27 protein-coding genes are annotated in these 25,003 nt (G+C 70.5%); 8 read left to right on the top strand and 19 right to left on the bottom strand.

Annotation, left to right across the window (positions count from 1 at the left end):
- Positions 1-49: 49 nt before the first annotated feature.
- The 7 genes from ACFV3I_RS17555 to ACFV3I_RS17525 all read right to left on the bottom strand — a co-directional run bounded on the left by ACFV3I_RS17555 (position 50) and on the right by ACFV3I_RS17525 (position 8,044).
- Positions 50-1,057, bottom strand: coding sequence for a sugar phosphate isomerase/epimerase (locus tag ACFV3I_RS17555; protein WP_136031084.1), 1,008 nt, complete (start codon positions 1,055-1,057; stop codon positions 50-52).
- 56 nt (positions 1,058-1,113) lie between these two features.
- Positions 1,114-1,965: a sugar phosphate isomerase/epimerase family protein gene (locus ACFV3I_RS17550; RefSeq protein WP_378803881.1), complete on the bottom strand. Its 852-nt coding sequence runs from the start codon at positions 1,963-1,965 to the stop codon at positions 1,114-1,116.
- A 77-nt stretch (positions 1,966-2,042) separates the two neighbouring features.
- Complete coding sequence (locus ACFV3I_RS17545) at positions 2,043-3,239, bottom strand: substrate-binding domain-containing protein (protein WP_372490612.1); 1,197 nt, start codon at positions 3,237-3,239, stop codon at positions 2,043-2,045.
- Positions 3,240-3,253: 14 nt separating this feature from the next.
- Positions 3,254-4,324 (bottom strand): ABC transporter permease, encoded by a 1,071-nt coding sequence (locus tag ACFV3I_RS17540; RefSeq protein ID WP_206253045.1) that lies wholly within the window; start codon positions 4,322-4,324, stop codon positions 3,254-3,256.
- Complete coding sequence (locus tag ACFV3I_RS17535) at positions 4,321-5,421, bottom strand: ABC transporter permease (protein WP_136031092.1); 1,101 nt, start codon at positions 5,419-5,421, stop codon at positions 4,321-4,323. The genes ACFV3I_RS17540 and ACFV3I_RS17535 overlap by 4 nt, the downstream gene beginning before the upstream one ends.
- Positions 5,418-6,938 (bottom strand): sugar ABC transporter ATP-binding protein, encoded by a 1,521-nt coding sequence (locus ACFV3I_RS17530; RefSeq protein ID WP_206253042.1) that lies wholly within the window; start codon positions 6,936-6,938, stop codon positions 5,418-5,420. Before ACFV3I_RS17530 ends, ACFV3I_RS17535 begins: the two co-directional genes overlap by 4 nt.
- Positions 6,935-8,044, bottom strand: a complete 1,110-nt coding sequence (locus ACFV3I_RS17525; protein WP_136044197.1) for a Gfo/Idh/MocA family protein — start codon at positions 8,042-8,044, stop codon at positions 6,935-6,937. The genes ACFV3I_RS17530 and ACFV3I_RS17525 overlap by 4 nt, the downstream gene beginning before the upstream one ends.
- Before the next feature lie 114 nt (positions 8,045-8,158).
- On the opposite strand from ACFV3I_RS17525, the gene ACFV3I_RS17520 reads away from it, so the two are divergent.
- Positions 8,159-9,376: an ROK family transcriptional regulator gene (locus tag ACFV3I_RS17520; protein ID WP_136031098.1), complete on the top strand. Its 1,218-nt coding sequence runs from the start codon at positions 8,159-8,161 to the stop codon at positions 9,374-9,376.
- Here ACFV3I_RS17520 and ACFV3I_RS17515 read toward each other — a convergent pair.
- Both ACFV3I_RS17515 and ACFV3I_RS17510 read right to left on the bottom strand, forming a co-directional pair.
- Positions 9,328-10,464 (bottom strand): Gfo/Idh/MocA family protein, encoded by a 1,137-nt coding sequence (locus tag ACFV3I_RS17515; RefSeq protein WP_136045871.1) that lies wholly within the window; start codon positions 10,462-10,464, stop codon positions 9,328-9,330. The two genes, ACFV3I_RS17520 and ACFV3I_RS17515, sit on opposite strands and share 49 nt — an antisense overlap.
- Positions 10,464-11,270 (bottom strand): sugar phosphate isomerase/epimerase family protein, encoded by an 807-nt coding sequence (locus tag ACFV3I_RS17510; RefSeq protein ID WP_378823818.1) that lies wholly within the window; start codon positions 11,268-11,270, stop codon positions 10,464-10,466. The genes ACFV3I_RS17515 and ACFV3I_RS17510 overlap by 1 nt, the downstream gene beginning before the upstream one ends.
- Positions 11,271-11,374: 104 nt before the next feature.
- On the opposite strand from ACFV3I_RS17510, the gene ACFV3I_RS17505 reads away from it, so the two are divergent.
- Both ACFV3I_RS17505 and ACFV3I_RS17500 read left to right on the top strand, forming a co-directional pair.
- Positions 11,375-12,025: a TetR/AcrR family transcriptional regulator gene (locus ACFV3I_RS17505; RefSeq protein ID WP_378823816.1), complete on the top strand. Its 651-nt coding sequence runs from the start codon at positions 11,375-11,377 to the stop codon at positions 12,023-12,025.
- Positions 12,022-12,984, top strand: coding sequence for an epimerase (locus ACFV3I_RS17500; RefSeq protein ID WP_378823814.1), 963 nt, complete (start codon positions 12,022-12,024; stop codon positions 12,982-12,984). The genes ACFV3I_RS17505 and ACFV3I_RS17500 overlap by 4 nt, the downstream gene beginning before the upstream one ends.
- 42 nt (positions 12,985-13,026) lie before the next feature.
- Here ACFV3I_RS17500 and ACFV3I_RS17495 read toward each other — a convergent pair whose 3' ends face one another.
- The 4 genes from ACFV3I_RS17495 to ACFV3I_RS17480 form a co-directional block, all read right to left on the bottom strand.
- Positions 13,027-13,971: a DUF1214 domain-containing protein gene (locus ACFV3I_RS17495; protein ID WP_378823812.1), complete on the bottom strand. Its 945-nt coding sequence runs from the start codon at positions 13,969-13,971 to the stop codon at positions 13,027-13,029.
- A 67-nt stretch (positions 13,972-14,038) separates the two neighbouring features.
- Entirely contained in the window at positions 14,039-14,422 is a 384-nt protein-coding gene (locus ACFV3I_RS17490; RefSeq protein WP_378823810.1) for a PLD nuclease N-terminal domain-containing protein, read from the bottom strand.
- Between the two features lie 38 nt (positions 14,423-14,460).
- The gene (locus ACFV3I_RS17485; RefSeq protein WP_378823809.1) at positions 14,461-15,390 is read right to left on the bottom strand and encodes an aldo/keto reductase family oxidoreductase; all 930 of its coding nucleotides are present in this window, start codon (positions 15,388-15,390) and stop codon (positions 14,461-14,463) included.
- A 21-nt stretch (positions 15,391-15,411) separates the two neighbouring features.
- Positions 15,412-15,642, bottom strand: coding sequence for a helix-turn-helix domain-containing protein (locus tag ACFV3I_RS17480; protein WP_378823807.1), 231 nt, complete (start codon positions 15,640-15,642; stop codon positions 15,412-15,414).
- A 94-nt stretch (positions 15,643-15,736) separates the two neighbouring features.
- Here ACFV3I_RS17480 and ACFV3I_RS17475 point away from each other — a divergent pair, with 94 nt between their 5' ends.
- From ACFV3I_RS17475 to ACFV3I_RS17465, 3 genes are read left to right on the top strand one after another with little or no spacing between them, the layout of a single operon-like run.
- Positions 15,737-16,108, top strand: a complete 372-nt coding sequence (locus ACFV3I_RS17475) for a helix-turn-helix domain-containing protein (protein ID WP_378823805.1) — start codon at positions 15,737-15,739, stop codon at positions 16,106-16,108.
- 25 nt (positions 16,109-16,133) lie between these two features.
- Positions 16,134-16,529: an ImmA/IrrE family metallo-endopeptidase gene (locus ACFV3I_RS17470; RefSeq protein ID WP_378823803.1), complete on the top strand. Its 396-nt coding sequence runs from the start codon at positions 16,134-16,136 to the stop codon at positions 16,527-16,529.
- A gap of 33 nt (positions 16,530-16,562) precedes the next feature.
- Entirely contained in the window at positions 16,563-17,165 is a 603-nt protein-coding gene (locus ACFV3I_RS17465; protein ID WP_136031120.1) for a GNAT family N-acetyltransferase, read from the top strand.
- A 24-nt stretch (positions 17,166-17,189) separates the two neighbouring features.
- Here the strand turns inward: ACFV3I_RS17465 and ACFV3I_RS17460 are convergent, their stop codons facing one another.
- Positions 17,190-17,396: a hypothetical protein gene (locus tag ACFV3I_RS17460; RefSeq protein WP_136031122.1), complete on the bottom strand. Its 207-nt coding sequence runs from the start codon at positions 17,394-17,396 to the stop codon at positions 17,190-17,192.
- An 88-nt stretch (positions 17,397-17,484) separates the two neighbouring features.
- Between ACFV3I_RS17460 and ACFV3I_RS17455 the strand changes: the two genes are divergently transcribed.
- A complete protein-coding gene (locus ACFV3I_RS17455) occupies positions 17,485-18,096 on the top strand; it encodes a flavodoxin family protein (RefSeq protein WP_247981995.1) in 612 nt (203 codons plus the stop codon).
- 25 nt (positions 18,097-18,121) lie between these two features.
- On the opposite strand, the gene ACFV3I_RS17450 is transcribed toward ACFV3I_RS17455, so the two are convergent.
- Together ACFV3I_RS17450 and ACFV3I_RS17445 are read right to left on the bottom strand one after the other, a co-directional pair.
- A complete protein-coding gene (locus ACFV3I_RS17450; RefSeq protein ID WP_378823802.1) occupies positions 18,122-19,858 on the bottom strand; it encodes a DUF4304 domain-containing protein in 1,737 nt (578 codons plus the stop codon).
- A gap of 18 nt (positions 19,859-19,876) precedes the next feature.
- Complete coding sequence (locus tag ACFV3I_RS17445) at positions 19,877-20,188, bottom strand: hypothetical protein (protein WP_136031128.1); 312 nt, start codon at positions 20,186-20,188, stop codon at positions 19,877-19,879.
- A gap of 120 nt (positions 20,189-20,308) precedes the next feature.
- Here ACFV3I_RS17445 and ACFV3I_RS17440 point away from each other — a divergent pair, with 120 nt between their 5' ends.
- Complete coding sequence (locus ACFV3I_RS17440) at positions 20,309-21,313, top strand: hypothetical protein (RefSeq protein WP_206253023.1); 1,005 nt, start codon at positions 20,309-20,311, stop codon at positions 21,311-21,313.
- Between the two features lie 96 nt (positions 21,314-21,409).
- On the opposite strand, the gene nrdF is transcribed toward ACFV3I_RS17440, so the two are convergent.
- Genes nrdF through nrdI form a run of 3 tightly spaced genes read right to left on the bottom strand, consistent with a single transcriptional unit; the run spans position 21,410 to position 24,997 of the window.
- Positions 21,410-22,390: a class 1b ribonucleoside-diphosphate reductase subunit beta gene (gene nrdF, locus ACFV3I_RS17435; RefSeq protein ID WP_136037131.1), complete on the bottom strand. Its 981-nt coding sequence runs from the start codon at positions 22,388-22,390 to the stop codon at positions 21,410-21,412.
- Between the two features lie 31 nt (positions 22,391-22,421).
- Positions 22,422-24,566 (bottom strand): class 1b ribonucleoside-diphosphate reductase subunit alpha, encoded by a 2,145-nt coding sequence (gene nrdE, locus ACFV3I_RS17430; protein WP_308194380.1) that lies wholly within the window; start codon positions 24,564-24,566, stop codon positions 22,422-22,424.
- Complete coding sequence (nrdI, locus tag ACFV3I_RS17425) at positions 24,563-24,997, bottom strand: class Ib ribonucleoside-diphosphate reductase assembly flavoprotein NrdI (protein ID WP_136031133.1); 435 nt, start codon at positions 24,995-24,997, stop codon at positions 24,563-24,565. The genes nrdE and nrdI overlap by 4 nt, the downstream gene beginning before the upstream one ends.
- Positions 24,998-25,003: the final 6 nt, after the last annotated feature.

Raw genomic sequence — 25,003 nt, 5'->3', positions numbered from 1 at the left:
GCCCATCCGCCTGCGCGGGGCCTGGCCCATCCAGGCCGAGGTCCGGCCCCTACTGGTTGCTGAAGGCGGCGTCGAACGCGGCCTCGGGCGGCGGCCACAGCAGCGACCGCACGAAGCCGAGCGCTTCGGGGGCACCGTGGAGCCGGTCCATGCCGGCGTCCTCCCACTCGATCGAGATCGGGCCGTCGTAGCCGATCGCGTCGAGTGCCCGGAAGGCGTCCTCCCACGGCACGTCACCGTGACCGGTCGACACGAAGTCCCAGCCGCGCCGCGGGTCGCCCCACGGCAGGTGCGACCCGAGCACGCCCGCCCGGCCGTTGTGCGGACGCATCCGGGTGTCCTTGCAGTCCACGTGGTAGATGCGGTCGGCGAAGTCGACGATGAACCCGACCGGGTCGATGTTCTGCCACATCATGTGCGAGGGGTCCCAGTTGAACCCGAACGCCTCGCGGTGGTCGATCGCGTCGAGCGCACGCACGCTCGACCAGTAGTCGTAGGCGATCTCACCCGGGTGCACCTCGTGCGCGAACCGCACGCCCTCGCCGTCGAACACGTCGAGGATCGGGTTCCAGCGGTCGGCGAAGTCCTGGAACCCCTGCTCGATCACGGCGGCGGGCACGGGCGGGAACATCGCCACGTAGGGCCAGATGGACGAGCCGGTGAAGCCCACGACCGTGTCGACCCCGAGCTTGCGGGCGACCCGGGCGGCGCGCGTCATGTCCTCGGCCGCTCGCTGCCGCACCCCTTCGGCCTCGCCGTCGCCCCACACGTACGGGCGCAGGATGCCCTGATGGCGGAAGTCGATCGGGGCGTCGCACACGGCCTGGCCCGCCAGGTGGTTCGAGATCGCGAAGAGCCGCAGGCCGTGTCGGTCGAGGATCTCGCGGCGCGAGGCGAGGTAGGCGTCGTCCTCGTCGGCGCGGCGCAGGTCGAGGTGGTCCCCCGATGCCGCGACCTCCAGCCCGTCGTAGCCCCACTCGGCGGCGAGCCGGGCTACCTCCTCGAACGGCAGGTCGGCCCACTGGCCGGTGAACAGGGTGACCGGACGAGTGCTCATGGATCCTCCTTGGTCGCGGGTACGGGGGTCGGGGTACGGGGGTCGGGGTCGCGGGGTCAGGCCCCGAGGGCGCGGAGATGGGCGATGCTGCGCGCGGCGAGCTCGTCCTGGCTCGCAGCGAGCGGGCGCCACACCGACGCCGCGACCGCGATCGTCGCGTTCTCGCCGGTGAAGCTCTCCAGCCCGAGCACCCCGCGGTAGCCCGCGTCGTCGAGCGCCGCGAGGATGCCCGGCCAGTCGGTGTGGTCGTCGCCCACCGCCCCGCGGTCGCTGCCGCACACCTGCACGTGGGCGATCGCGGATCCCGCGGCCCTGATCGCGTCGGCCGGCCGCTTCTCCTCGATGTTGAGGTGGTACGTGTCGAGGGCGAGCCCCACGCCCGCGCCCAGCAGCGGCTCGAGCGCGTCGAGGCTCTGCGCGACCGTGTTGAGCACGCTCGTCTCATACCGGTTGAGGGGCTCGACGGCGAGGATGAGCCCGGCGGCCGCCGCCTCGTCCGCCAGGGGCGCCAGGTTCTCCCGCAGCTCGGCCACGACCGCGGTGCGCTCCTCCGCGTCCATCCGCCAGGTCGCCCCGGTGGGCGCGTAGAACGGACCGGCCACGACCGGGGAACGGAGGATCGCGGCCGCGTCGAGGCAGGCGCGCAGGTAGTCCTGCGTCGCCGGCACGTCGCCCGCGCGTGCCACGAGCGACCGCCCCTGCCCCATCGCGCCGACCAGGACCGCGCCCATCCCGAGGCCGTCCAGCACGGCACGCGCCCGCACGGGGTCCCAGTCGCCGGGGTTCTCCAGCGGCAGTTCCAGGGCGTCGTAGCCCATCCGTGCGGCGGTGTGCGCGAGCGGCTCCAGCGTCTCGTCGGTGAGCGGAGACGTCCACACCCAGGTGTTGACGGCGATCGTGCGGGGCATCGTTGTCCTTCGATCAGGGAGTCGCTCCCACCCTCCCACCCCGGTGACACGGAGCGGAAGGGCGGGAGCGCAGGCGGTTACGGGATCTGCCGCTCCTGCCACACCGTCGGGTACCCGGGGAGGTTCTCCCCGCCGAACTTGGCGTAGTGGCCGTCGGGCATGCCCTCGTTCGCCGCCAGGTAGTCGTCCAGCTCCGCCTCGGTGATGGGCTTCTGCGGCAGCACCCACTCCTTCGGCACCTCCTGGCCGGCGAAGATCATCTGCGCCGCGAGCAGCGGGGTGCGCCACTGGAAGTTCGAGTACACCGGGGCGAGGCCGGTGAGGCCCGTGTCCTTCCACTTGCGCAGGAAGCTCATCTCGTCCTCACCGGTCATGACCGGGTAGTCCGCGCCGGCGTCCTCGAACGCCTCGATGGCCGCGACGGCGCCGTCACCGGCGTCCATCCAGATGCCGTCGACGTCGCCCTTGGCGAGCTCGTCGCTGATGATGCTCTTGATCTCCGCCGGGTCGGCGCCCGTGAAGTAGTCCACGGCCTCGATGCCCGCCTCGTCGAACAGCTTCTCGGCACCGGCCCAGCGGTGCTCCAGCACGTCGACGCCGGGGAGGATGCGCAGGGCCACGACCTTGTCGCCCTCCTCCAGGTTGTCGATCAGGAACTCGGCCGTGTCGATGCCCCAGGCGAAGCCGCCGATGGGGTGGATGAAGGTGACGGGGCAGTCGGTGTTCACACCGCGGTCGAACACCACCACGGGCTTCCCGGTCTCGCACGCCCGGTCGACGGCGGGCGTCATGGCCGCCGTGCTGTTCGGCGAGATGAGGAACACGTCGCAGTTCCCCTCCGAGATGAAGTAGTCGATGTCGGCGATCTGCGTGTCATCGGAGTCCTGCGCGTCGCGCGTCTCCATCTCGCTGATCGCCCCGGCCTCCTGCAGCGCCTTGAGCTGCTCGTTCATGGTGATCCAGCCCGTCTGCCGCCACGGGTTGGAGATCGAGGCGTTCGCGAAGCAGGCCTTCTTGGCCCCGGCGCTGGCGAACTCGGACGTGTCGACCATCTCGGCGTTGATGTGCTGCAGGTAGGGCTCGTCGGCGGGACCCTGGGGTTCCACGCCGCGCTCCTCGTCCTGCTTGTCGAACAGCTCCTGGTCGAACCACTCGGTCGTCTCCGCCGCCTGCTCGGGGTTCTCCGACTCCGCCGGCGCCACGGACGGGTCGGTCGTGCACCCGGCGAGCGCGATGAGGCCGAAGAGGGCCACCCCGGCGGTGGCGATCTTCATCGATCGTCGCATTGCTAATCTCCTCTGGTTTCTGTGTGGATGGTGCGTGAGGTCGTGGCGGCCCCGTGGGTCACGGGCGCCGCGGGTTCGGGTGCCGCGGGCTCCGGCGCCGCGGGTTGGGGGCCGCGTGCGCGGCGGGCACGGAAGGCGACGGCGGAGTAGGCCACCGCAGCGATGATGATGACGCCCTGCACAGCGTCGCGCAGCGTGGACGGCACGCCCGCGATGTTGAGGAGCATGAACAGCGCCTCGAGCGTGAACGCCCCGGCGACCGCGCCCACGATCCAGCCCCGGCCACCGCCGAGCACGACGCCGCCGAGCACGACCGCCGTGATGGCGGTGAACTCGTAGCCGCGGCCGACCGACGGGTGCACGCCCGCATAGCCGACCAGCAGCACGGCCGACAGCGTGGCCGAGAGCGAGGAGATCACGAACGCGCGCGTGGTGACCCAGGCGCGGCGGGCACCGGCGTAGTCCACGGCCCTGGCGTTGTCGCCGATGGCGATGAGGGTCTTGCCGAGCGGCCGTTTCGTGAGGACGATGCCCAGCGCGAGCCACACGATCAGCAGCAGCACCGCCCACGGGATGAAGTCCAGCAGCGGCACGTCGCGCAGGCCGCCACGTCCGATCTCGCGGAAGCTGTCGGCGGGGTTTCCGGTGGCCGCTCCCCCTGTCCACCACATCACCCCGCCGAGCAGCGCGAGCATCATGCCGAGCGTCACGATGAACGACGGCACCTTCAGCAGCGTCGTGATCAGGCCGTTCACGAGCCCGACGGCCACCGCGAAGACCACCATGAGCAGCAGCACCGGGATGGTGCGGGCGTCGTCCTGGCCCACCAGGTTGCCGGCGATGATGACCTGCGCCGTGATGAGCGAGCCCTGCGACAGGTCGAACTCGCCGGCGATGATCACGAAGTACTGCCCGATCGCGACGATGGCGATGGGTGCGACCCGCTGCAGGAACCGCATGAACTGCCCCGGCTCGGCGAAGCTCGGGTTGAGGATCGTGACCGCGACGAGCAGCACCACCAGCAGCAGGAACACGGCGCCGCGCGGGCTGACGAGGGTGCGCAGGGCCTTCATGAGCGCGTTCCTTCCGTCGTGGAGCCGGGACTGGGCGCGAGCTCCCGCGCCGCCGCCGCCATCTCGGCCTCCGCGGCTCTGGCCGCCGCATCGCCCCCGGTGCGCGTGCCCCCGGCGCCGAAGCGCGGGCGACGCCGCACGATCGCGCGACGGCTGTACACCGCGACCGCCGCGACGATGACCACGCCGCGCACCACGTCCTTCAGGAACGGGTTCACCTGCAGCACGCTCATCACGTTGTCGACCACCGCGAGGATCGCGACGCCGCCGATCGTGCCCCAGATGGAGCCGCGGCCGCCGAGGAGCAGCGTGCCGCCCAGCACGACCGCGGCGATCGAGAGCAGCGCATAGCCGCCCTGCTGCCCGACGGTCGGGCTCCCGACGCCGAGGCGGCTCGCGAGCAGCAGTCCGGCGAGCCCTGCGAACACGGAGCACAGCACGTGCGCCCAGATCAGCGGCATCCGCGTGCGCACGCCGCTGAGCCGTGCGATCTCCGGGTCGCCGCCGACGGCGTACAGGTGCGCGCCGGTGCGGGTGCGGTTCAGCAGCACCCAGACCACCACGGCGAGCACGATCATGATGATCGTCGACACCGGGACGGGCCCGACGCCGGTGGCGCCGATCAGCTGGAACGCCCAGGGGACGTTGCCCGCCGAGCCCTCGAAGTTCGTGTTGAGGATGCCCTGGAGGATCAGCCCCACGCCGAGCGTGGCGATGAAGCCATTCACCTTGAGTACCGTCACGATCACGCCGTTGAGCAGCCCGATGCCCGCGCACACCAGCAGCGTGACGGCCACGGCGACCGGGATGTTGCCGGGGTTGCCGTTCATCAGGGTGGCCGCGAGCAGGCTCGACAGGCTGATGACGTAGGTGACGGAGAGGTCGAGCGACGCCCCGAGCACCACGAGCGTCTGCCCGATCGCGACCAGTCCGAGCACGCTCATGCCGGTCAGCACGTCGCGGATGTTGCCGGGGCTGAGGAAGTTGCGGCCGACGGTCGCGACGAGGATCGCCCCGACCACGAGGGTCAGCACGAGGATGCCGAGCACGATCACGGTGGAGTCGATGCGCAGCCGGGGGCGGGTGGCGGTGGTCATCGCTGGCCTCCCTCGGTCGAGGGGCGCGCATCCGCACCGGTCGCCGCGGCGAGGATCTCGTGCTCCGCGGAGCCCGCGGGCAGCTCGGCGACCAGCTCCCCGTCGTGCATCACCAGGATGCGGTCGCTCATGCCGATCACCTCCGGCAGCTCGCTCGAGACCATCAGCACGGCCGTGCCCTGCGCCGCAAGCTGGCGCATCAGCTCGTACACCGCGTACTTCGCGCCCACGTCGATGCCGCGTGTCGGCTCGTCGAACAGCACGATCTGCGGTCCGGTGAGCAGCCACTTCGCGAGCACGACCTTCTGCTGGTTGCCGCCGGAGAGGTACCGCACCTCCTGGTCGAGCCCGCGCGACGACACCTCCAGCGCGCTGAGCACGCCGGGCACCTCGCGGCGCGACGCGGCCGTGCGCCCGGCGAACACGCTGCGCACGACCAGCAGGGCGTTGTCGAGCACCGACTGGCCGAGCGCGAGGCCCTGCGCCTTGCGGTCCTCCGACACGAGCGCGAGCCCCGCACGGACGGCCGCCCGGGGGCCGGTGATGCGCACGGGGGCGCCGTCGATGCGCATCGTGCCGCGCGTGAACGCCTGGATGCCGAACACGCCCTCCACGAGCTCCGTGCGTCCGGAGCCCTGGAGCCCGGCGACGCCGACGATCTCGCCGGCGCGCAGCGTGAGCGACACCCCGTCCACGTAGGCGTTGCCGCAGCCGTCGAGCTCGAGCCGCGGCTCCCCCACCGCGGTGCCCTCGAGCGCGTCGGGGAAGTACGACTGGATGGAGCGCCCGACCATGCGCCGCACGAGCTCGTCGGTCGTGAGCGCCGCGGTGTCGTCGGTGGACACGAGGGCGCCGTCCTTGAGGATGGTGATGCGGTCGCAGAGGTCGAAGATCTCCTTGAGCCGGTGCGACACGTAGAGCACCGCGACCCCGCGCGAGGTGAGCCGGCGGATGATGGCGTACAGCAGCTCGACCTCGCGGTCGCTGAGTGCCGCCGTCGGCTCGTCCATCGAGATGACCCGGGCGTCGAACGACAGGGCCTTCACGATCTCGACGATCTGCTGCTCGGCCACGGTGAGCGAGCCGACGCGGGCCTGCGGGTCGATGAACGACACTCCGAGGTCGTCGAGCAGTGCGCTCGTCTTCGCGTTCATGCCGCGCACGTCCACGAAGCCCGCCCGGCGCGGCTCACGTCCGAGGTACACGTTCTGCGCGACCGTGCGCTCGGGCAGGAGGGTGAATTCCTGGAACACGGTCACGATGCCCGCGTCCATGGCCTGACGCGGGTGCGCGTGGTGCACCTCTTCGCCGAGGTACGTCAGGGTGCCCTCGTCGGCGGGCTGCACTCCGGCGATGATCTTCATGAGCGTGGACTTGCCCGCACCGTTCTCGCCCACGAGGCCGTGCACCTCACCCGGTCGCACGTCCAGGTCGACGCCGTGCAGCACCTCCACGCCGAAGAACGACTTGCGGATGCCGCGCGCCGCGAGCACGGGCTGCGTCGTCGTGGCGGTCATGCCGTCACCTCCACCCATCGGCCGTCGTGCGCCGCCGAGTCGAGCACGGCCTCGGTGAGCACGGCGGAGCGGTGTCCGTCGGCGAAGGTCGGGAGTCCGTCCGGTCGGGCCCCGCCGATCGCGGCGTACACGTCGGCGACGAAGCCGTTGAACGCGTCCTGATAGCCCATCGCATGCCCCGCTGGCACCCGCTGCAGCCGGGCCGCATCGGCGCCGGCGGTCGCGGGGTCGCGCAGCAGCAGCCGGGACTCCTCGCGCATCCCGACCCAGAGCTCCTCCGGGCGCTCCTGCTCGAACCGCAGGCTCTGCCGCGAGCCGTGCAGCTCCAGGGTGAGGGCGTTCTTCCGCCCCGGTGCCATCTGCGAGATGAGCAGCGTGCCGAGCGCGCCGGAGCCGGTCTCGACGAGCACGGCGACGAGATCCTCGGTGTCGACGGCGTGCCCGCCGCGCTCCGCGTAGACGCGGCGGCTGCGGGCGCTGAGGGCACGGATGCGCTCTCCCGTGACGAACTCGATCAGGTCGCACAGGTGCGAGCCGATGTCGGCGAAGGCGCGCGAGGCGCCGCCTGCCTCAGACCTCACGCGCCAGTCGTCGTCGCCGGGCAGCAGCATCCAGTCCTGGAGGTAGGAGCAGTCGAGGGTGAGCAGGTCTCCCGCCTCTCCCCTGGCGATGCGGGCCCTGGCCTCGCGCACCATGGGGTGGTAGCGGTAGATGAAGGGGACGGCGCCGATGAGGCCGGCCGCGGCGGCCGCCTCCGCGAGCTCGCGGGCGTCGTCCGCGGTGGTCGCGAGCGGCTTCTCGCAGATCACGTGCTTGCCGGCGTGCAGCGCGCGGCGCGCGAGGTCGGCGTGCGTGGCGTTGGGGGTGCAGATGTGCACCACGTCGATGTCGTCGGCGTCGAGGAGGGCGTCGGCGTCGACCTCCGCCCGCTCGGCCCCCAGTGCCTGCGCCGCATCGCGTCCGCCCGCGGCCGACCGGGTGGCGATCGCCCGCAGCTCTCCCCCTGCGTCGCGCGCTGCCGCGCGGTGGACGCGGGCCATGAATCCCCCGCCGAGGATGCCGGCTCGGATCGTCCCGAGACCGGTGTCTGTGACATCCGTTGTCATGTCGGGGAGTCTGACACACTCCGAACGACTTTTGCTAGCTTTTCGTCAAAAGTTGTTCGAACCGAATTCGAAGTTCTGCCTCTGCACTCCGAAGTGCTGTGGTTTACTGACCGAATGGTTGACGTGCTGAGGCCGGTCACGGTGCCCTCCCCGGGGACGGGCGAGATCTTCCAGATCCTCCGCGACGGCCAGGCGCGCACCAAGGCCGAGCTCGCGGCGCTCACCGGACTCGCCCGCTCGACCGTCGCCCTCCGTGTCGACGCGCTCCTCGCCGCCGGGCTCCTGCGGCCGGCGGGCGAAGCCGCCTCCACGGGCGGACGCCCGCCCGCGCGGGTGGCCTTCAATCCCCGCGCCGGACTCTCGCTCGCGGTCGACCTCGGGGCCACGCACGCCACGGTCGCGGTCGCCGATCTGTCCGGTGTCATCCTCGACGCCCGCACGCGCACGATCGACATCGGCGACGGCCCCGAGAAGCTCCTCGACACCATCCTCGCCGACGGCGCCGCGCTGCTCGCGGCGACCGCGGACGGACTACCGCTGGTCGGCGTCGGCATCGGGGTGCCCGGCCCCGTCGAGCACTCGACCGGACGGCCCACGAACCCGCCGATCATGCCGGGGTGGGACCGCTTCGACGTTCCCGCCTATGTGCAGCGGACCTTCGACGTGCCCGTGCTGGTCGACAACGACGTGAACATCCTCGCGCTCGGCGAGCAGGCCACCAGCTGGCCGCGCGTCGACGACCTGATCTTCGTCAAGGTGTCCACGGGCATCGGCGCCGGCATCATCGCGGGTGGACAGCTGCAGCGCGGAGCCCAGGGCTCGGCGGGCGACATGGGCCACGTGCAGGTGCCGCGGGGGGCGGGATCCGAGCGCGATCCGGACGACGAGCGCGACCTCGAGGCCCTGGCCAGCGGCTCGGCCCTCGCGATCGCGCTGCGCGCGGCGGGGCACGAGGTGCACAGCGCCTCCGACGTCGTCGACCTGGTGCGCGGAGGCAACGCGGCGGCGATCGAGGCGACCCGGCAGGCGGGCCGCGACGTGGGCGAGGTGCTCGCCACCGTCGTGAACCTCCTCAACCCGTCGATCATCGTGCTGGGCGGCAGCATCGCGCGGGCCGGCGAGCATCTGCTGGCCGGTGTCCGTGAGGTCGTGTACCGCCGCTCGATCCCCCTCGCCACCCAGCACCTGGCCATCGTGCAGTCCCAGGCCGGAGACCGGGCCGCGGTGCTGGGGGCGGCGATCATGGTCGCCCGCGAGGTGCTCTCCCCCGCGAGCGTCGACCGCTATGTCGCGGCGAAGGGGTCGAAGTCGGCCGACAGCGCGCCGACCTGATCGAGCGTGCTGGCCACCTCGACGAAGCGGCGCTGTTCCGCGGCCTCCTCGATCGACAGCAGCGTGTCGAGCACGTGGTACGCGAACTCGCCCGTGGCGACGTGCGGGCGGTCGTCCGCGATCGAGCGGACCATGTCCAACAGGCCGATGCCGCGACCGGCGAGCACGCCCTCCTGGGCGACGTCGACGATCTCCTGCTCCACGGGCTCCGGCGGCACGAAGTGGCGCGCGAGCGGGCGGGTGATCGTGATCGGTCCCCCGAAGGTGTTGGGGTCGGGGATCGTGATCGTGCCCTCGGTCCCGGTGATCTCCACGATGCCCTGCCGCACGAGGGGCGAGTCGGTGCTGTAGAGGCTCTGGGCCTGGCCGCCACCCTCGAAGTCGAGCAGCACGCTCAGCGTCGACGGGATCTCGACGGGGAACTCCTGCCCGGCGAGCTCGCCGACCTGCACCCGCCTGGTCGGCGCACCCTGCAGCCCGAGCGCGGCGACCGCCGCCACCGGGCCGAACACGTGCACGAGCGTCGAGACGTAGTACGGACCCATGTCGAGCAGCGGACCGGCGCCCTTGGCGTAGAGGAACGCCGGGTTCGGGTGGAAGATCTCCGGTCCCTGCCACTGGAACGTCGTCTGCCCGAACAGCGGCCGCCCGATGTCGCCGCGGGCGATCGCGCGCTTCGCGGTCTGCACCCCGGGGCCGAGCACCGTGTCGGGCGCGGCGCCGATGCGCCGTCCGGCCGCCTCGGCGGTGCGCAGCAGCCGGCTGGCCTCCTCCCGGCTCACGCCGAGCGGCTTCTCCGTCCACACGTGCTTCCCGGCGCGGATGATCGCCTCGGACACCGCGACGTGCGCGGCCGGGATCGTGAGGTTGACGACCACGGCGATGTCGGGGTCGTCGAGCACCACGTCCACGCCGCCCGCCCGCGGCACGCCGTACGCCTCGGCCTGAGCGCGGGCGCGCTCCGGGAGGAGGTCGCCGATCGCGAGCACCCGCACGTCGGGGAACCGGGTCAGGTTCTGCAGGTACTGGTCGCTGATGTTGCCCGCGCCGATGATGCCGACGCCGACCGCGTCGCCTGCGCGCCCCATCAGCCCGCGACCTCCGCGTCGAGGAACCGCCGACTGCGCTCGATCGCGTCGAACAGGTCGCCCTCGTAGTGGTCGAACTCCACGATGGCGAGCTCGAGCGCGGGGGCCGCCGCGATGGCCGCCACGAGCGGGACGGCGCCGTCGCCCGCGGGCACCTGGTCCGCCGGCGGGTAGGCGTCGAGCAGGGCGGGGTCGAGCGTGCCGTCCTTGGCGTGCACCGCGATCACGCGGTCGCCCAGGCGCTCCAGCAGGGCCACTGGGTCGACCCCACCGCGCGCCACCCAGTAGAGGTCCACCTCCAGCACCACGCGGTCGTCGAGCAGGCCCGCCAGCACCTCCAGCCCCGTCACGCCGTCGAACGCGGCCCCCAGCTCGTGGGCGTGGTTGTGGTAGCCGACGCGCACGCCCATCGCGGCGCCGACCTCGGCCGCGGCGTTGAGCAGTCGGGCGGTCTCGGCGATCTGCTCCACCGACTCCCAGCGGGCAGGTTCGGTGTACGGGTCGATCACGGTGTGCATGCCGAGCGTCTTCGCCGCCGCGAACACCTCGGCGGGCGCGGGCACGGGCAGGGTGGTGCCGCTGCCGTCCGGGTTGACGAACGACTCCGACGCCAGGAACGCGTGTCCGGAGGGCGCGGTGAGACCGGCGGCGGCGAGCGCGGCGGCCATCGCCTCGGCCCTGCGCACGAAGTCGTACGGCTCGACGGCCGTGAACCCGCGCGCGGCGACGGCGGCGAGAGTGCCGTCGAGGTCGGCCTCCAGCTGCTCGCGGATGGTGAACAGCTGCAGGGACGTCTGGATCGTCATCGGTCGTGCTCCTGGTCGTCGGCGACTCGCGGGTGGTGCCCCGCGCTGGCACGCTATCACCGAATACCTCCACATGGAAGTTTTGGTCGCACTAGACTCGGGCCATGCCCCCCTCCTCCGCCGACGGTCCGGAGCGCCCACGCGCCCGCGGCGCCTACGCCAAGGGGATCGCGCGTCGGCAGGAGATCCTCGACCGCGCGATCGAGGTGTTCGCGACCCGCGGCGCCGACCGCACGAGCCTGCGCGCGATCGCCAGCGAGGTCGGCGTCACGCACGCCGCGCTCACGCACTACTTCGGCTCCCTGGAGGAGCTCCTGGTCGCGGTCTACCGCGAGAGCAACGCCCCGGGCCGGCACCCCGAGGCGCGAGACGACGCGACGCCCGTGGAGAGCATGATCCTGTCGGCCAGGGTCAACCGCGAGGTGCCAGGACTCGTGCAGCTGTACTCGGCCCTGGTGGCCTCCGCGCTCGAGGAGGGCCATCCGGCGGCGAGGGAGTTCGCCACCGACCGGTTCGCGCGACTGCGAGCGAGCATCGCCGCGACCGTGCGGCAGCAGCAGCGCGAGGGGCGCATCCGCGACGACGCCGACCCCGAGGCGGTCGCGGCCCTGGTCATCGCCGCCTCGGACGGCCTGCAGACGCAGTGGCTGCTCGACCCCGACGCCCCGCAGCACGAGGCGCTGACACTGCTGGACCGCCTGCTCCGCCCCACCCCGGGTGCCGAGCCCCGACCACCGGAGGATGACCGCGCATGAGCACAGGACGGGTCGTGGTGGGCGGGTCCACCGGGTTCATGGGGCAGTACCTCACGGAGCGCCTGCGCGGACAGGGGCGGGAGGTCGTGACGGTCTCTCGCGCGGGCGCCGATCTCGCCTGGACCGATCAGGCCGGGATCGACGCGGCGGTCGAGGGTTCCGCGCTCGTCCTCGGCCTCGCGGGCAAGAGCGTCAACTGCCGGTACACGCCGGCGAACCGCGCCGAGATCTTCCGCTCCCGGCTCGACACCACCGCCGCCCTGCGCACCGCGATCGCGCGCGCCTCGGCCCCGCCCGCCCTGTGGATCAACTCGTCCACCGCGACGATCTACCGCCACGCCGAGGACCGGCCGATGACCGAGGCGGACGGCGAGCTCGGCAGCGGCTTCTCGGTCGAGGTCGCGAAGGCCTGGGAGCGGGAGCTGTTCACGGGCGCGCTGCCCGGCACGCGCCGTGTCGCCCTGCGCAGCGCGATCGTGCTGGGCGACGGCGGAGTGCTCGGCCCGCTGCGCACCCTCGCCCGCCTGGGCCTCGGTGGTCCGCAGTACGACGGGCGCTGGCCGGTGAGCCGTGCGCGCCGGGAGGCCGGCACCGCGCATCGCTTCGGCGCGCGCCGCGGTCGCCAGCGGTTCAGCTGGATCCACCTCGAGGATGTGGCGCGGATCGTGGAGTTCCTGGAGCAGACGCCGGCGCTGGAGGGTCCGGTGAACGCCGCGTCGCCGAACCCCGTGGACAACGTCGCCTTCATGGCGGCCGTGCGTCGCGCGCTGGGGGTGCGTCTCGGCCCGCCGACGCCGCGGTGGATGCTGGAGCTGGGCGCGATCGGCATCCGCACCGAGACCGAGCTCGTCTTGAAGAGCCGGTGGGTGCTGCCCGAGAAGCTCCGTGCCGCGGGCTTCACTTTCCGCCACCCCGACCTCGATGAGGCGCTGCGCTCCTCCTTCGCCGCGTCGACCTGATCGCACCCCGGCGCGCGATCAGGTCGACGTCTCCGGCGAGGGTCACACCGAACGCTGCAGGGCCGGGAACGTCCAGCTCCCGTCGAGGAGCTCGGCCCGCGGACGGTACAGACGCACGAGGTAGTTCCACCCCTCCGGAATCGGGATCACGTTCGGCACGCCGTCGGGGTGGTCGCCGAACCGCACCGTGATGGCGCCGTCGTCGTCCCGGACTCCGGTGATGTTGTTGATCGTGTAGGCACCGCGGTCGTTCGGCTCGAAGAAGCCGTCGGCGTTGTACACCGAGATGGACCAGAACCCGTCCACGGGAACGTCGATCACCCGGAGTTCGTACCGCCCCCGCGGCAGCCGCGGGTCGACTCCGATGTACTGAGCCTCCCAGGAGGGCAGCCCTCCCCACCCCGCCGCGGTTCCGATCAGGTGCCGGACCGGATCGACTTCGGCCTCGGACCCGAACATGCGGTCGAAGCCGCGCAGGTTCCGCGCAAGAGTCAGCAGCGCCCCGCGTGTCTCGTCCAGGTCCGCGGGGTCGTCGTCGGGGAGGGGGAACGGCTCGGCGGACGCACTGTCGATCCCGAGCTGATCCTGGAGCGCCGTCACGACGGCCACGTCTGCCTGGTCTTCCGGGTCGACGAGGATGCGCACCGCGACCACGACGTAGGGTGTGCCGAACCGCTCGGTGGTCAGCCGGTACTCTCCGGGGTCGTGGAAGACGGCGTCCACGTAGTGGCGTTCGTTGACGACCATCGCCGAGAGGTAGCGATCGCCGTGGTCCGGGATCGTGAGCGTCGCCCCCGCGCGGATGTCGACGACGGCGAAGCTGTAGAGCGTGTCGCGGTTGAGCCGGATGACCGTCTGATGCTCGATCGCGGCCGGCTCCCTGTTGTGTCGGAACCGGTTCACGCCCCCGGCATCGCGCTGCAGGTCGGACATCATGCGGTGGGTCTCGGCGACGGCGAAGTTCTCCACGTTCACGGGTGCGCTCATACCGGCATGATGGCACCGACCCGCACCCCGAGCCAGGATCGTCTCGAACGGCCGGTCTCCGAACCGTCTACGCTCCCGCCGCGGGCGCGTCGCCGTCGTCGCGTCGCCGCTTCTCGAGTTCCTCGCGCAACCGCCACTCCTCGATCTCGCGGTCGAGGTCGGCGATCTGCTGCTCCGTCGTGCGGGTGTCGCGGGGCCGGGAGGGGGGCGCCGTCACGGTGGGTGCGGCGGGTCGTTCGGCCCTCCGCATCCGGGGGATCGCGACGCCGCCCTCGCCGTACTCGCGTCCGAGCGCGAACCACAGCAGGCTTCCGACGAGCGGCAGCAGGATCACGATGATCAGCCACACCGTCTTGGGCAGGTGCTTCACCTGCCCGTCGTCGCGGGTGATGATGTCGATCAGCGCACCGACCATCAGCGCGATGATCAGCAGCGAGAACAGGAACGGCATGAGTTCAGGGTAGACGACGGGTCGTGCGCCGCGCCGCCCTAGGGCAGGAGGTGCCCGGCGGCGCGGAACAGCTCGTACCACTCGGGCCGCGTGAGGACGACGTCGGCGCCGGCCGCCGCGTCCCGCACGCGCTCGGGGGTCGTGGTACCGAGCACGACCTGCATCCCGGCGGGATGCCGCGTGATCCACGCGGTGGCGATCGCGATCGGCTCGACGCCGTACTGGGCCGCGAGCCGGTCGATCACGGCGTTCAGCTCGGCATACTCCGGACTGCCCAGGAAGACACCGGCGTCGGTGCCGCTCTGGAACGGCGACCACGCCTGCACCGTGATGCCGTTCAGTCGGCAGTAGTCGACGATGCCCCCGCCGTCCCGCACGATGCTCTGGTCGTGTCCGCCGATGTTCGCTGCGACCGGCTGCGCGATGATCGGCGCGTGGGTGAGCGACAGCTGCAGCTGGTTGGCGATCAGGGGCTGGCGGACGGCCGTGCGGAGCAGGTCGATCTGCGACGGGGTGTGATTCGAGACGCCGAACGCCCTGACCTTGCCGGAGGACTCGAGGTGGTCGAACGCGCGCGCGACCTCGTCGGGCTCGACGAGCGCGTCCGGTCGGTGCAGCAGCAGGACGTCGATGCGATCGGTGCGCAGCGCCGCGAGCGATCCCTCGACCTGGGTGACGATGTGGTCGTAGGAGAAGTCGAACATCCCCTGCGTCGGCACGATGCCGCACTTGGTCTGCAGCACGATCTCGTCGCGCTCGCCCGGGCTGAGGGCGAGCGCCTCCGCAAAGCGCGATTCGCAGCGGTGCATCGCGCCACCGTAGATGTCGGCGTGGTCGAAGAAGTCGATGCCCGCGTCGCGGGCTGTCGCGTACAGCTCGCGGATGTGGGCGTCATCCTTGTCGGCGATACGCATCATCCCGGCGATGACGGCGGGGGCGGTGGCGGTTCCGAAGGGCACGGTCTTCATGGTCGCCACGCTATCGCGCACTCACGGGTCCACGGCAGTCGAGAACGGCAGGAGGTCCGTCACCGGGATGTCGAGCGCCGCCGCGATGCGCGCGAGGTCGACCATGGTGAAGTCCACGCGCGCGTCGAAGAGCTCGTGCAGTCGACGAGCGGAGATGCCTGATCGATCCGCCAGCCGGTCGAGCGACACTCCGGCGTGCAGTCGCGCCGCCTCCACCGTCGATGCCATCGTGTGACTCAGTTCTGTCCCCATACGCCGACACTACCCCCACACGCGGACACTCACTCGGGAAGAATGAACCGATATGACGGCATCTTGATCTCGGAGCGCTGCTAGGGTGTGCCGAATGAGGACACCTGCCGAGCAGTTCAACGAGGCCGTCGGGCGGCAGATGCGGGCCGAGATCGCCGCCGCGCGCAGCAGCATCGCGGCGATGGCGCGCAGCGTGGGGATCGCACGCAGCGCCCTCGACAACTACGTCACCGGAAAGCGCGCGATCCCGGTGCCCGTGGTCTATGCCGTGTGCGCGACTCTCGGGATCGAGCCGCACGTCCTGGTCGCGAGAGCCGAGGAGCGCCTCGACGCCGACGGCACCACCGCCATCATCACTCCCCTGCGCCGCACCACCGATGTCGCCACCCCGCGCGACAATACCCGCGAGGTCGCCTTCGAATCCGACGAGCGGCACGACGCCGACACCGACGACCTCTACGACTGACGCCGACGACCGTGGGAGGACGCACATGCAGCAGCTCCTCCTGCGCGCCGAAGACCTCGGTCTGCGCGTGATCGAGCGCCCGGGACGCACGCGCGGCGGGTTCGACCCCGCGACCGGCACCATCCGCCTCGCGCCGGGCATGAGCAGACGGACGGCGCGCAGCGTGCTGGCGCATGAGCTGGGTCACGCACATCTCGGTCATCGACCCACCGAGGTCCCCCACACCCGCGAACGCCAGGAACGGGCGGCGGACGAATGGGCCGCCCGGCTCCTCCTCACACCGCAGGCGTATGCCGCCGCCGAGCGGGCTCGCGGCGCGCACCTCGCGAGCCTCGCCTTCGAGCTCGATGTCACGGTCGAGATCGTCGTCGCCTTCCAGCGTCTGCTGCGCCAGGGGAACACCGCGACCCGGGCGGCGTGAGGTCCACCCGCATCGCGCTGGTTGAATGGGGACATGGCCTTCCTCGTCCCGCCCGCCCCCGTGACCCTGACCGGCGACCTCGTCGAGCTGCGTCCCCTCGATCGCTCCCACATCGACGGGCTGGTCGACGCCGTCCGCGAGGGCGAGCTGTGGAAGACGGCGTGGTACACGTCGGTCCCGGAGCCCGACGGCGTGGCCGCGGAGGTGGATCGGCGGCTCGGGCTCGTCGACCGCGGCGAGATGCTGCCGTTCACCGCGATCGACGCGAGCGGACGGATCCTCGGCCTCACGTCGTACTACGACATCGTCGCCGACGTGCCCCGGCTCCACATCGGCTACACCTGGAACCGCCCGTCCGCGCACGGAACCGGAACCAACGCGGAGTCGAAGCTGCTGCTCCTGCGGCACGCGTTCGAAACGCTCGGGGTGTTCCGCGTCGGGCTCACCACGCAGTGGGTCAACTTCCAGTCGCGCACGGCGATCGAGCGACTGGGCGCCAAGCAGGACGGCGTGATGCGCGCGATGAGTCGTTACCGCAACGGCGCGCTCCGCGACAGCGTCGAGTACTCCATCATCGAGCCCGAGTGGCCCGCGGTCCGGGCGAACCTGGAGGCGCGGTTGTCCCGTCGGCGCTGAGCGATCGCGCCGACGGGGTCGGCCTCACTCGGTCGGGCTGCCGGTCCAGTTCTTGGAGCGGCGCGTGGCCGAACCGCGCTGCCGCATCGCGAAACCGAGGGCGAGCGAGACCAGGATGATGCCGGCGCAGAAGGTGAGCGCGGCGGCGGTGTCGGGAAGCTCGTGCGCGATCCCCAGCAGCCAGAAGCCCCCGAGGAAGAGGATCATGAAGAACAAGAAGCTGAGGATCACGGGATCTCCTGTCGTCGGTGCCCTACCAGGATAGCCCGGGCCCGGGAAGGCCCTGTGCCGCGGTCACCGGCCCTGGTGTGATCGTCGCATGACCAGTACGCTCACCGCCCTCGCGATCTCCTGCACGCTCAAGCCCTCCCCCGCGGAGTCGAGCTCCGACCTCCTCGCGCGCCAGCTGCTCGACGCGCTGTCCGCGCACGACGTCTCCGGCGACATGGTGCGGGCCGTCGACTTCGACATCCGTCCCGGCGTCGAGAAGGACATGGGCGACGGCGACCAGTGGCCAGCCCTGCGACGGCGGGTGCTGGCGGCGGACATCCTCGTGTTCGTGACGCCGACCTGGATGGGCCAGCACTCGAGCGTGGCGCAGCGCGTGCTCGAGCGGCTCGACGCCGAGCTGAGCGAGACCGACGACCAGGGCCGCCCGATCCTGTTCGACAAGGTCGCGATCGCCGGCGTGCTCGGGAACGAGGACGGCGCCCACCACATCTCGGCGATCCTGTTCCAGGCGCTCGACGACATCGGCTACACGATCCCCGCCCAGGCCTCGGTGTACTGGAACGGCGAGGCGATGCAGACGGTCGACTACAAAGACCTCGAGGAGACCCCGGAGAAGGTGGCCTCGGCCATCCAGACGGCCGCGCGCAACGCGGCACACCTCGCACGGCAGCTGACCGCGCAGCCGTACCCGGCGTCCTGACGCGAGGACACCCGCCGCGGCGCCCTCACTCCGTGGCCGCGAGGCGCCGGCGCCAGTAGTCGATCTCCGCCTTCGACCGTGGATGGCTGAGGGGATCGACCGCGGCATCGGCGTCGTCGAGCCACGCCTGCGCGGAGAGCCGGTCCCCGGCCACGCACGACAGGGCGCCGAGCGCGATGCCGGGCGTGAACGGTCGGGTGCGCAGGTGGAGCGTCGTCTCGGTGTGGCCGGTCACCGGATCCCGCACGCCCTCCGCAGCCGGGATGCCCTCCCCTGTGGTGAGCACCGCCGCGAGCCGAGCCCGGTCGCCGCAGGCGCCCAGGAACGGCACGATGGCCGAGCGCACGCGGGCGGCCAGCCGCTCGAGGGTGTCCTCCTCCGCGAACCACGCGCTCTCCACGATCGACACATCGAGCTGGTAGGGCTTCACCCGCTGCGGGTCGCGGTGGGCGGCGACGCCGTCCTCCGGATGCAGCGCCGGGAACAGCACGCCGTAGTGCACGCTCATGTGCAGGCCGCTGGAGAAGAAGTCGACGACCTCGACGCGGTCCTCCACGGTCCGCCGCCACGTGCGCCCCGACTTGCGGAAGCCGAATCCGCGCATCGTGCCGTCGACGTGGTCGCGCAGCAGCCGATCGACCTCACCGCGCAGCACCCGAGGGATCGGATTCGCCTTGGCGCGCACGGCCGCCGCTTTCTCCCGCTTCAGGTCGTCGTCGCGCGTCGCCGCTCGGGCCGTCGCCTCCGAGCCGAGCGCCGTTCCGATGCGCTTCACCAGATCGCGGCGTGCGATGCTCTCCAGCAGCGCCTCGAGCTCTGCGATGTCGGCGGGCGCCTCGCGCTGCACCAGACTGTCGATCGCCGCGGTCGCCACCCGCAGGGCGAGCGACTCGGTCTGCGGGGGTCGCGTGGCGGCGCCCTGGCGGGCGAGCGCGCCGAGCAGCGGCGCGGGTACGTCGTCCGAGGACAGCCAGCGCGCGGCGACGACGGCCGCGCGCACGAGATCCTCGTTCGACGGCGTGAAGAGATGGCCGTCCGCGGCCACCCCGGTCTCGGCCGCGGCGCGTATCCACTCGCGCACCAGACGGCGGCCGGCGTCGGACTGCACGTGCTGCCGCGCCTGGCGCTGCCAGGTCTGGGACGGCGCCTTGTGTCCGAGCGCGGCCAGGTGCCGCACGATCGGTTCGATGTCATCCACGGGCAGCGCGCGGGCGAGTCGTCGTGCCCGCTCGGCCCACTCGTCCCCGTCGTCGACCACCGTGAGGTCGAGGACTCCCGACGGCAGGAACGACGCCCGCAGGCGGCGCGCGACCTTGAGATCCTTGTCGACGCCGTAGCGAGAGGCGAACCGTCCGGACATCAGCCCGTCGAGGTGCTGCACGCTGGCCTCGAGCGCCTCATACAGCTCGGCATCCCGATGCCCGGCGTCCATCGCCGTCTCGGCGCCGCGCAGCGCCGGGGCGCACACATAGCTCATGGCATCGATGGCGAGCGCGGCGCGCAGGGCGAACGCCGCGGTCTCCGCGTCCCAAGGCAGCTTCTTGCGCGGGAGGGATCGGATGAGATCGTCTTCGGCCGATCGATGCCGCCACCCGTTCACGAGCTGCGGGCTGACGTCCATGATCAGCAGCAGCGCGACGAGCTGGAGGCGCGGTGTCGACGCTCTCCCGGCGAAGGCCTCCGCCCAGTCGGTGTCCGACGACACGGGACGACCGAGGGCCTCCCCCAGCTCACGGCGCAGTGCCTCGCGGGTCAGTGCCACGCCGGCACCGCCGAGCGCTTACTCGGCGGGACCATCGATGACTTCGTCGACCAGGCTGATACCTCCGGACGAGCTCGCCTCGACCATCAGCGCCTGGATCCACTTCACGTTGAGCTGCGGGGTCTCCGGCTCCTCGAACGTGAACCGGAGCGGGATGGACGGGTGCAGCCAGATGGTCGAGCGACCGGGGGTGTCGCCCTCCGGGTGACGCCAGGAGAGCGTGAAGCTCTCGTTGCGGCGGAGCTTGGTCGCGATCGCGACCTTGAGGTGTGCGAGGGCGCGGTCCTCGATCTGGATCTCGCTGCCGCTCCCGTACTGCATGGTTCCCATGCCACGACTGTAGCGGGCGGCTCTCCCGCATGCGAAGGCCGTGCTGCGCTCGCGGGAGGAGGACTCGTCCGGGGCTGTCAAGGCCCTGGGCCCGGCGCGGTGCGGGTGTAGGTTCCGCGCATGGAGACGATCAGAGTGGGTCTCGTCGCGGATCCGGCGTCGCCCACCGCCGTTGCGCGCCGGATGACCGGCCTCACTCCACCGCTCGCCGCCGAGGCCGACGGATGGATCGTCGAGCTCGTCAGCGAGCCGTTCACCCTCGGGTCGGAGGATGTGGACGTCGCTCTGGAGCGACTCCGCTCGCACGCCGATCAGCACGGGTGGGACCTCGTCATCGGCGTCACCGAGCTTCCGCTCCGCGACGACGACGGCCGCTATCTCCTGGCAGCGGTCCACCCTCGACGGCGCTCCGCCGTCCTGTCGCTTCCCGCACTGGGAGGGTTCCGGGTGCAGCGCCGCGCACGACACGCGGTTCGGGGCCTCGTGGACGGGATGGCTGAACCCGTCTCGCCGGAAGAGCAGCGCCTGCCGCTCCCCCGGCTCAGCGCCCGGGGGCGTGTGCTCCTGGGCATGGTGCTGGCCAACCGCCCGTGGCGGCTCGCCGCGGGTCTCAAATCGGCGCTCGTCGCCGCCCTCGCCACCGGCGCGGTGGCGACCATCGAGCCGACCGTGTGGTCTCTCGCCCTCTCGCTGTCGCCCTGGCGCCTGGTGGCGGCGACGGTGGCCTCGATCGCGATCATCATCGCCTGGATCGTGATCGACGGCAGGCTGTGGGACCGACCCGACGACGACTCGCCCGCGGCGCGGGAGCGATCCCGTCTCTACAACACCTCGACGCTGCTGACCCTCACCGTCGGGATCGTCATCTGCTATCTGACGCTCTACGTCGTGAACCTGGCGTGGGCGCTGTTCGTCCTCGACCCCGCGGTCATGAGTGAAGACCTCGGGCGGTCCGTCGAGTTCGGCGATCTGTTCGTGCTCACCTGGTTCGTCGCGTCGGCGGCGACTGTCGGCGGGGCGTTGGGCACCGGCCTGGAGTCCGACGAGGCGATCCGGGCCGCCACGTACTCCAAGCGCGAGGAGGAGCGCCGCGCCCGGTTGGCCGACGAGCGCGACGCCCGGTGACGACTGCCGGGTGCACGTCCACGCGGAAGGGCCCCGCCACCTGCTCATGGTGAGCGGGTCGCGGGGCCTATCGATCGTCGACGTCGGCCGGGGGACTCAGAAGTCCCAGTCGTCGTCTTCCGTGGCCTCGGCCTTGCCGATGACGTACGAGGAGCCCGACCCCGAGAAGAAGTCGTGGTTCTCGTCCGCGTTCGGGGAGAGCGCCGACAGGATCGCCGGGTTCACGTTGGTGACCGTCGAGGGGAACATCGCCTCGTAGCCCAGGTTCATCAGGGCCTTGTTGGCGTTGTAGTGCAGGAACTTCTTGACGTCCTCGGTCAGGCCGACGCCGTCGTAGAGGTCCTGCGTGTACTGCACCTCGTTGTCGTACAGCTCGTAGAGCAGCGAGAACGTGTAGTCCTTCAGCTCGTCCTTGCGCGCCTGGTCGAGCGTCTCGAGCCCGCGCTGGAACTTGTAGCCGATGTAGTAGCCGTGCACGGCCTCGTCACGGATGATGAGGCGGATGAGGTCGGCGGTGTTGGTGAGCTTCGCCCGGCTCGACCAGTGCATCGGCAGGTAGAAGCCCGAGTAGAAGAGAAAGCTCTCCAGCAGGGTCGAGGCGACCTTCCGCTTGAGCGGGTCGTCGCCGCGGTAGTAGTCCGTGACGATCTGCGCCTTCTTCTGCAGGTTCGGGTTCTCCACCGACCAGCGGAACGCCTCGTCGATCTCCTTCGTCGAGCACAGCGTCGAGAAGATCGACGAGTAGCTCTTCGCGTGCACCGACTCCATGAACGCGATGTTCGTGTAGACGGCCTCCTCGTGCGGAGTGATCGCATCGGGGATGAGCGACACGGCGCCGACGGTGCCCTGGATGGTGTCGAGCAGCGTCAGGCCGGTGAACACCCGCATCGTGAGCGTCTGCTCCTCGGGAGTGAGCGTGTTCCACGACTGGATGTCGTTCGACAGCGGCACCTTCTCGGGCAGCCAGAAGTTGTTCACCAGGCGGTTCCAGACCTCGAGGTCCTTGTCGTCCTGGATGCGGTTCCAGTTGATCGCCTGCACGCTGTCGACCAGCTTGAGGGGTTCGTGCGGAGTCATTTCTCGTTGTTCCTTGGGGTGCGGAGGCCGGTCAGAGCATGCAGGAGACGCACTCGGTCATGTCGGTGCCCTCGAGCGCCAGCTGACGCAGGCGGATGTAGTAGATCGTCTTGATGCCCTTGCGCCACGCGTAGATCTGCGCCTTGTTGATGTCACGCGTGGTGGCGGTGTCCTTGAAGAACAGCGTCAGCGACAGGCCCTGGTCGACGTGCTGCGTGGCCGCGGCGTACGTGTCGATGACCTTCTCGTAGCCGATCTCGTACGCGTCCTGGTAGTACTCCAGGTTGTCGTTCGTCATGAACGCCGCCGGGTAGTACACGCGACCGAGCTTGCCCTCCTTGCGGATCTCGATCTTCGACGCGATCGGGTGGATCGACGACGTGGAGTTGTTGATGTAGGAGATCGAGCCCGTGGGCGGCACGGCCTGCAGGTTCTGGTTGTAGATACCGTGCTCCTGGATCGACGCCTTCAGCGCGGCCCAGTCCTCCTGCGTCGGGATGTGCTTGCCGGCGAAGAGCTCCTTCACCTTCTCGGTCTCGGGGACCCAGGCGCGCTCGATGTACTTGTCGAAGAACTCCCCCGATGCGTAGGTCGAGTCCTCGAACCCATCGAACGTGGTGCCGCGCTCGATGGCGAGGTTGTTCGACGCGCGCAGCGCGTGGAACAGCACCGTGTAGAAGTAGATGTTCGTGAAGTCGATGCCCTCCTCCGAACCGTAGAACACGTGCTCGCGGGCGAGGTACCCGTGCAGGTTCATCTGGCCGAGGCCGATCGCGTGGGAGCGGTCGTTGCCGTCTTCGATCGAGCGCACCGAGCCGATGTGACTCTGGTCGCTGACCGCGGTGAGCGCGCGGATCGCGGTCTCGACCGTCTGGCCGAGGTCGTCGGCGTCCATCGACAGCGCGATGTTCATCGAGCCGAGGTTGCACGAGATGTCCTTGCCGATGCTGTCGTACGACAGGTCGTCGTTGTACGTGGTCGGCGTGTTCACCTGCAGGATCTCGCTGCACAGGTTGGACATGTTGATGCGCCCCTTGATGGGGTTGGCCTTGTTGACCGTGTCCTCGAACATGACGTACGGGTAGCCGGACTCGAACTGGATCTCGGCGACGGTCTGGAAGAACTCGCGGGCGTTGATCTTCGTCTTCTTGATGCGCGGGTCGTCGACCATCTCGCGGTACTTCTCGGTGACCGAGATGTCGCCGAACGGCACGCCGTAGACCTTCTCGACGTCGTACGGCGAGAACAGGTACATGTCCTCGTCGTTCTTGGCGAGCTCGAACGTGATGTCGGGCACGACCACACCGAGCGACAGCGTCTTGATGCGGATCTTCTCGTCGGCGTTCTCGCGCTTGGTGTCGAGGAACCGCATGATGTCGGGGTGGTGCGCGTTGAGGTACACCGCGCCGGCGCCCTGACGCGCGCCGAGCTGGTTGGCGTAGCTGAAGCTGTCTTCGAGCAGCTTCATGACGGGGATGATGCCGGACGACTGGTTCTCGATCTGCTTGATCGGCGCACCGGCCTCGCGGATGTTCGACAGGAGCAGGGCGACGCCGCCGCCGCGCTTGGACAGCTGCAGCGCGGAGTTGATGCCGCGGGCGATCGACTCCATGTTGTCTTCGATGCGCAGCAGGAAGCAGCTGACGAGTTCGCCGCGCTGCGCCTTGCCCGCGTTGAGGAACGTGGGGGTGGCCGGCTGGAAGCGACCGGAGATGATCTCCTCGACCAGGTTGACCGCGAGCTTCTCGTCGCCGTCGGCCAGGGCGAGGGCCGTCATCACGACGCGGTCCTCGAAGCGCTCCAGGTAGCGCTTGCCGTCGAACGTCTTGAGCGTGTAGCTCGTGTAGTACTTGAACGCGCCGAGGAACGTCTCGAAGCGGAACTTCTTGGAGTAGGCCAGGTCGTTGAGCTTCTGCACGAAGTCGAACGAGTACTTCTCGATGACCGCACCCTCGTAGTACTCCTTCTCCACGAGGTAGTCCAGGCGCTCACGGAGCGAGTGGAAGAAGACGGTGTTCTGGTTCACGTGCTGCAGGAAGTACTCCCGCGCGGCGCGCTTGTCGGCGTCGAACTGGATCTTGCCGTTCGCGTCGTACAGGTTGAGCATCGCGTTGAGGGCGTGATAGTCGAGCCCCTCGTATGCGGGGTTCACCTTGAAGGCCACCGTCTCGGTCACTGAAGTTCCCACCGTCGTTCCAATCCGTCGCTCACGCGATCCACGTCGTCCTGTGTGCCGAAGATCTCGAGCCGATACAAGTGAGGCACGTGGCACTTGCGGCTGATGATGTCGCCGGCGAGGCAGAACGCGTCGCCGAAGTTGGTGTTGCCCGCGGAGATCACTCCGCGGATGTGGCGCCGATTGCGCTCGTCGTTGAGGAACCGGATCACCTGTTTGGGCACCGCGCCCTTCTCGACGCCGCGCCCCGCACCCCCACCGTAGGTGGGGGTGACCAGCACGAAGGGCTCGTCGACCACGAGGTCTTCGTCCGTGCGGTGAAGGGGGATGCGTCGGGCGGGGAACCCGAGTTTCTCGATGAAGCGCGCGGTGTTACCCGACACGCTCGAGAAGTAGACCAGGAGCGGCGCTGCGGTCGCGACGGCGCTCATGGCCGA

Source organism: Microbacterium sp. NPDC059771, from assembly GCF_042732495.1.
In the GTDB taxonomy this organism is placed as follows: Bacteria; Actinomycetota; Actinomycetes; order Actinomycetales; family Microbacteriaceae; genus Microbacterium; species Microbacterium sufflavum.
Note: the sequence above shows the minus strand (reverse complement) of the source record. Positions and strands in the feature narration are given on the sequence as shown.

Excerpts from the sequence above, each read along its gene's own strand:
- ACFV3I_RS17555 (WP_136031084.1), bottom strand. The coding sequence starts at position 1,057 with ATGAGCACTCGTCCGGTCACCCTGTTCACCGGCCAGTGGGCCGACCTG.
- ACFV3I_RS17550 (WP_378803881.1), bottom strand. The coding sequence starts at position 1,965 with ATGCCCCGCACGATCGCCGTCAACACCTGGGTGTGGACGTCTCCGCTC.
- ACFV3I_RS17545 (WP_372490612.1), bottom strand. The coding sequence starts at position 3,239 with ATGAAGATCGCCACCGCCGGGGTGGCCCTCTTCGGCCTCATCGCGCTC.
- ACFV3I_RS17540 (WP_206253045.1), bottom strand. The coding sequence starts at position 4,324 with ATGAAGGCCCTGCGCACCCTCGTCAGCCCGCGCGGCGCCGTGTTCCTG.
- ACFV3I_RS17535 (WP_136031092.1), bottom strand. The coding sequence starts at position 5,421 with ATGACCACCGCCACCCGCCCCCGGCTGCGCATCGACTCCACCGTGATC.
- ACFV3I_RS17530 (WP_206253042.1), bottom strand. The coding sequence starts at position 6,938 with ATGACCGCCACGACGACGCAGCCCGTGCTCGCGGCGCGCGGCATCCGC.
- ACFV3I_RS17525 (WP_136044197.1), bottom strand. The coding sequence starts at position 8,044 with ATGACAACGGATGTCACAGACACCGGTCTCGGGACGATCCGAGCCGGC.
- ACFV3I_RS17520 (WP_136031098.1), top strand. The coding sequence starts at position 8,159 with ATGGTTGACGTGCTGAGGCCGGTCACGGTGCCCTCCCCGGGGACGGGC.
- ACFV3I_RS17515 (WP_136045871.1), bottom strand. The coding sequence starts at position 10,464 with ATGGGGCGCGCAGGCGACGCGGTCGGCGTCGGCATCATCGGCGCGGGC.
- ACFV3I_RS17510 (WP_378823818.1), bottom strand. The coding sequence starts at position 11,270 with ATGACGATCCAGACGTCCCTGCAGCTGTTCACCATCCGCGAGCAGCTG.
- ACFV3I_RS17505 (WP_378823816.1), top strand. The coding sequence starts at position 11,375 with ATGCCCCCCTCCTCCGCCGACGGTCCGGAGCGCCCACGCGCCCGCGGC.
- ACFV3I_RS17500 (WP_378823814.1), top strand. The coding sequence starts at position 12,022 with ATGAGCACAGGACGGGTCGTGGTGGGCGGGTCCACCGGGTTCATGGGG.
- ACFV3I_RS17495 (WP_378823812.1), bottom strand. The coding sequence starts at position 13,971 with ATGAGCGCACCCGTGAACGTGGAGAACTTCGCCGTCGCCGAGACCCAC.
- ACFV3I_RS17490 (WP_378823810.1), bottom strand. The coding sequence starts at position 14,422 with ATGCCGTTCCTGTTCTCGCTGCTGATCATCGCGCTGATGGTCGGTGCG.
- ACFV3I_RS17485 (WP_378823809.1), bottom strand. The coding sequence starts at position 15,390 with ATGAAGACCGTGCCCTTCGGAACCGCCACCGCCCCCGCCGTCATCGCC.
- ACFV3I_RS17480 (WP_378823807.1), bottom strand. The coding sequence starts at position 15,642 with ATGGGGACAGAACTGAGTCACACGATGGCATCGACGGTGGAGGCGGCG.
- ACFV3I_RS17475 (WP_378823805.1), top strand. The coding sequence starts at position 15,737 with ATGAGGACACCTGCCGAGCAGTTCAACGAGGCCGTCGGGCGGCAGATG.
- ACFV3I_RS17470 (WP_378823803.1), top strand. The coding sequence starts at position 16,134 with ATGCAGCAGCTCCTCCTGCGCGCCGAAGACCTCGGTCTGCGCGTGATC.
- ACFV3I_RS17465 (WP_136031120.1), top strand. The coding sequence starts at position 16,563 with ATGGCCTTCCTCGTCCCGCCCGCCCCCGTGACCCTGACCGGCGACCTC.
- ACFV3I_RS17455 (WP_247981995.1), top strand. The coding sequence starts at position 17,485 with ATGACCAGTACGCTCACCGCCCTCGCGATCTCCTGCACGCTCAAGCCC.
- ACFV3I_RS17445 (WP_136031128.1), bottom strand. The coding sequence starts at position 20,188 with ATGGGAACCATGCAGTACGGGAGCGGCAGCGAGATCCAGATCGAGGAC.
- ACFV3I_RS17440 (WP_206253023.1), top strand. The coding sequence starts at position 20,309 with ATGGAGACGATCAGAGTGGGTCTCGTCGCGGATCCGGCGTCGCCCACC.
- nrdF (WP_136037131.1), bottom strand. The coding sequence starts at position 22,390 with ATGACTCCGCACGAACCCCTCAAGCTGGTCGACAGCGTGCAGGCGATC.
- nrdI (WP_136031133.1), bottom strand. The coding sequence starts at position 24,997 with ATGAGCGCCGTCGCGACCGCAGCGCCGCTCCTGGTCTACTTCTCGAGC.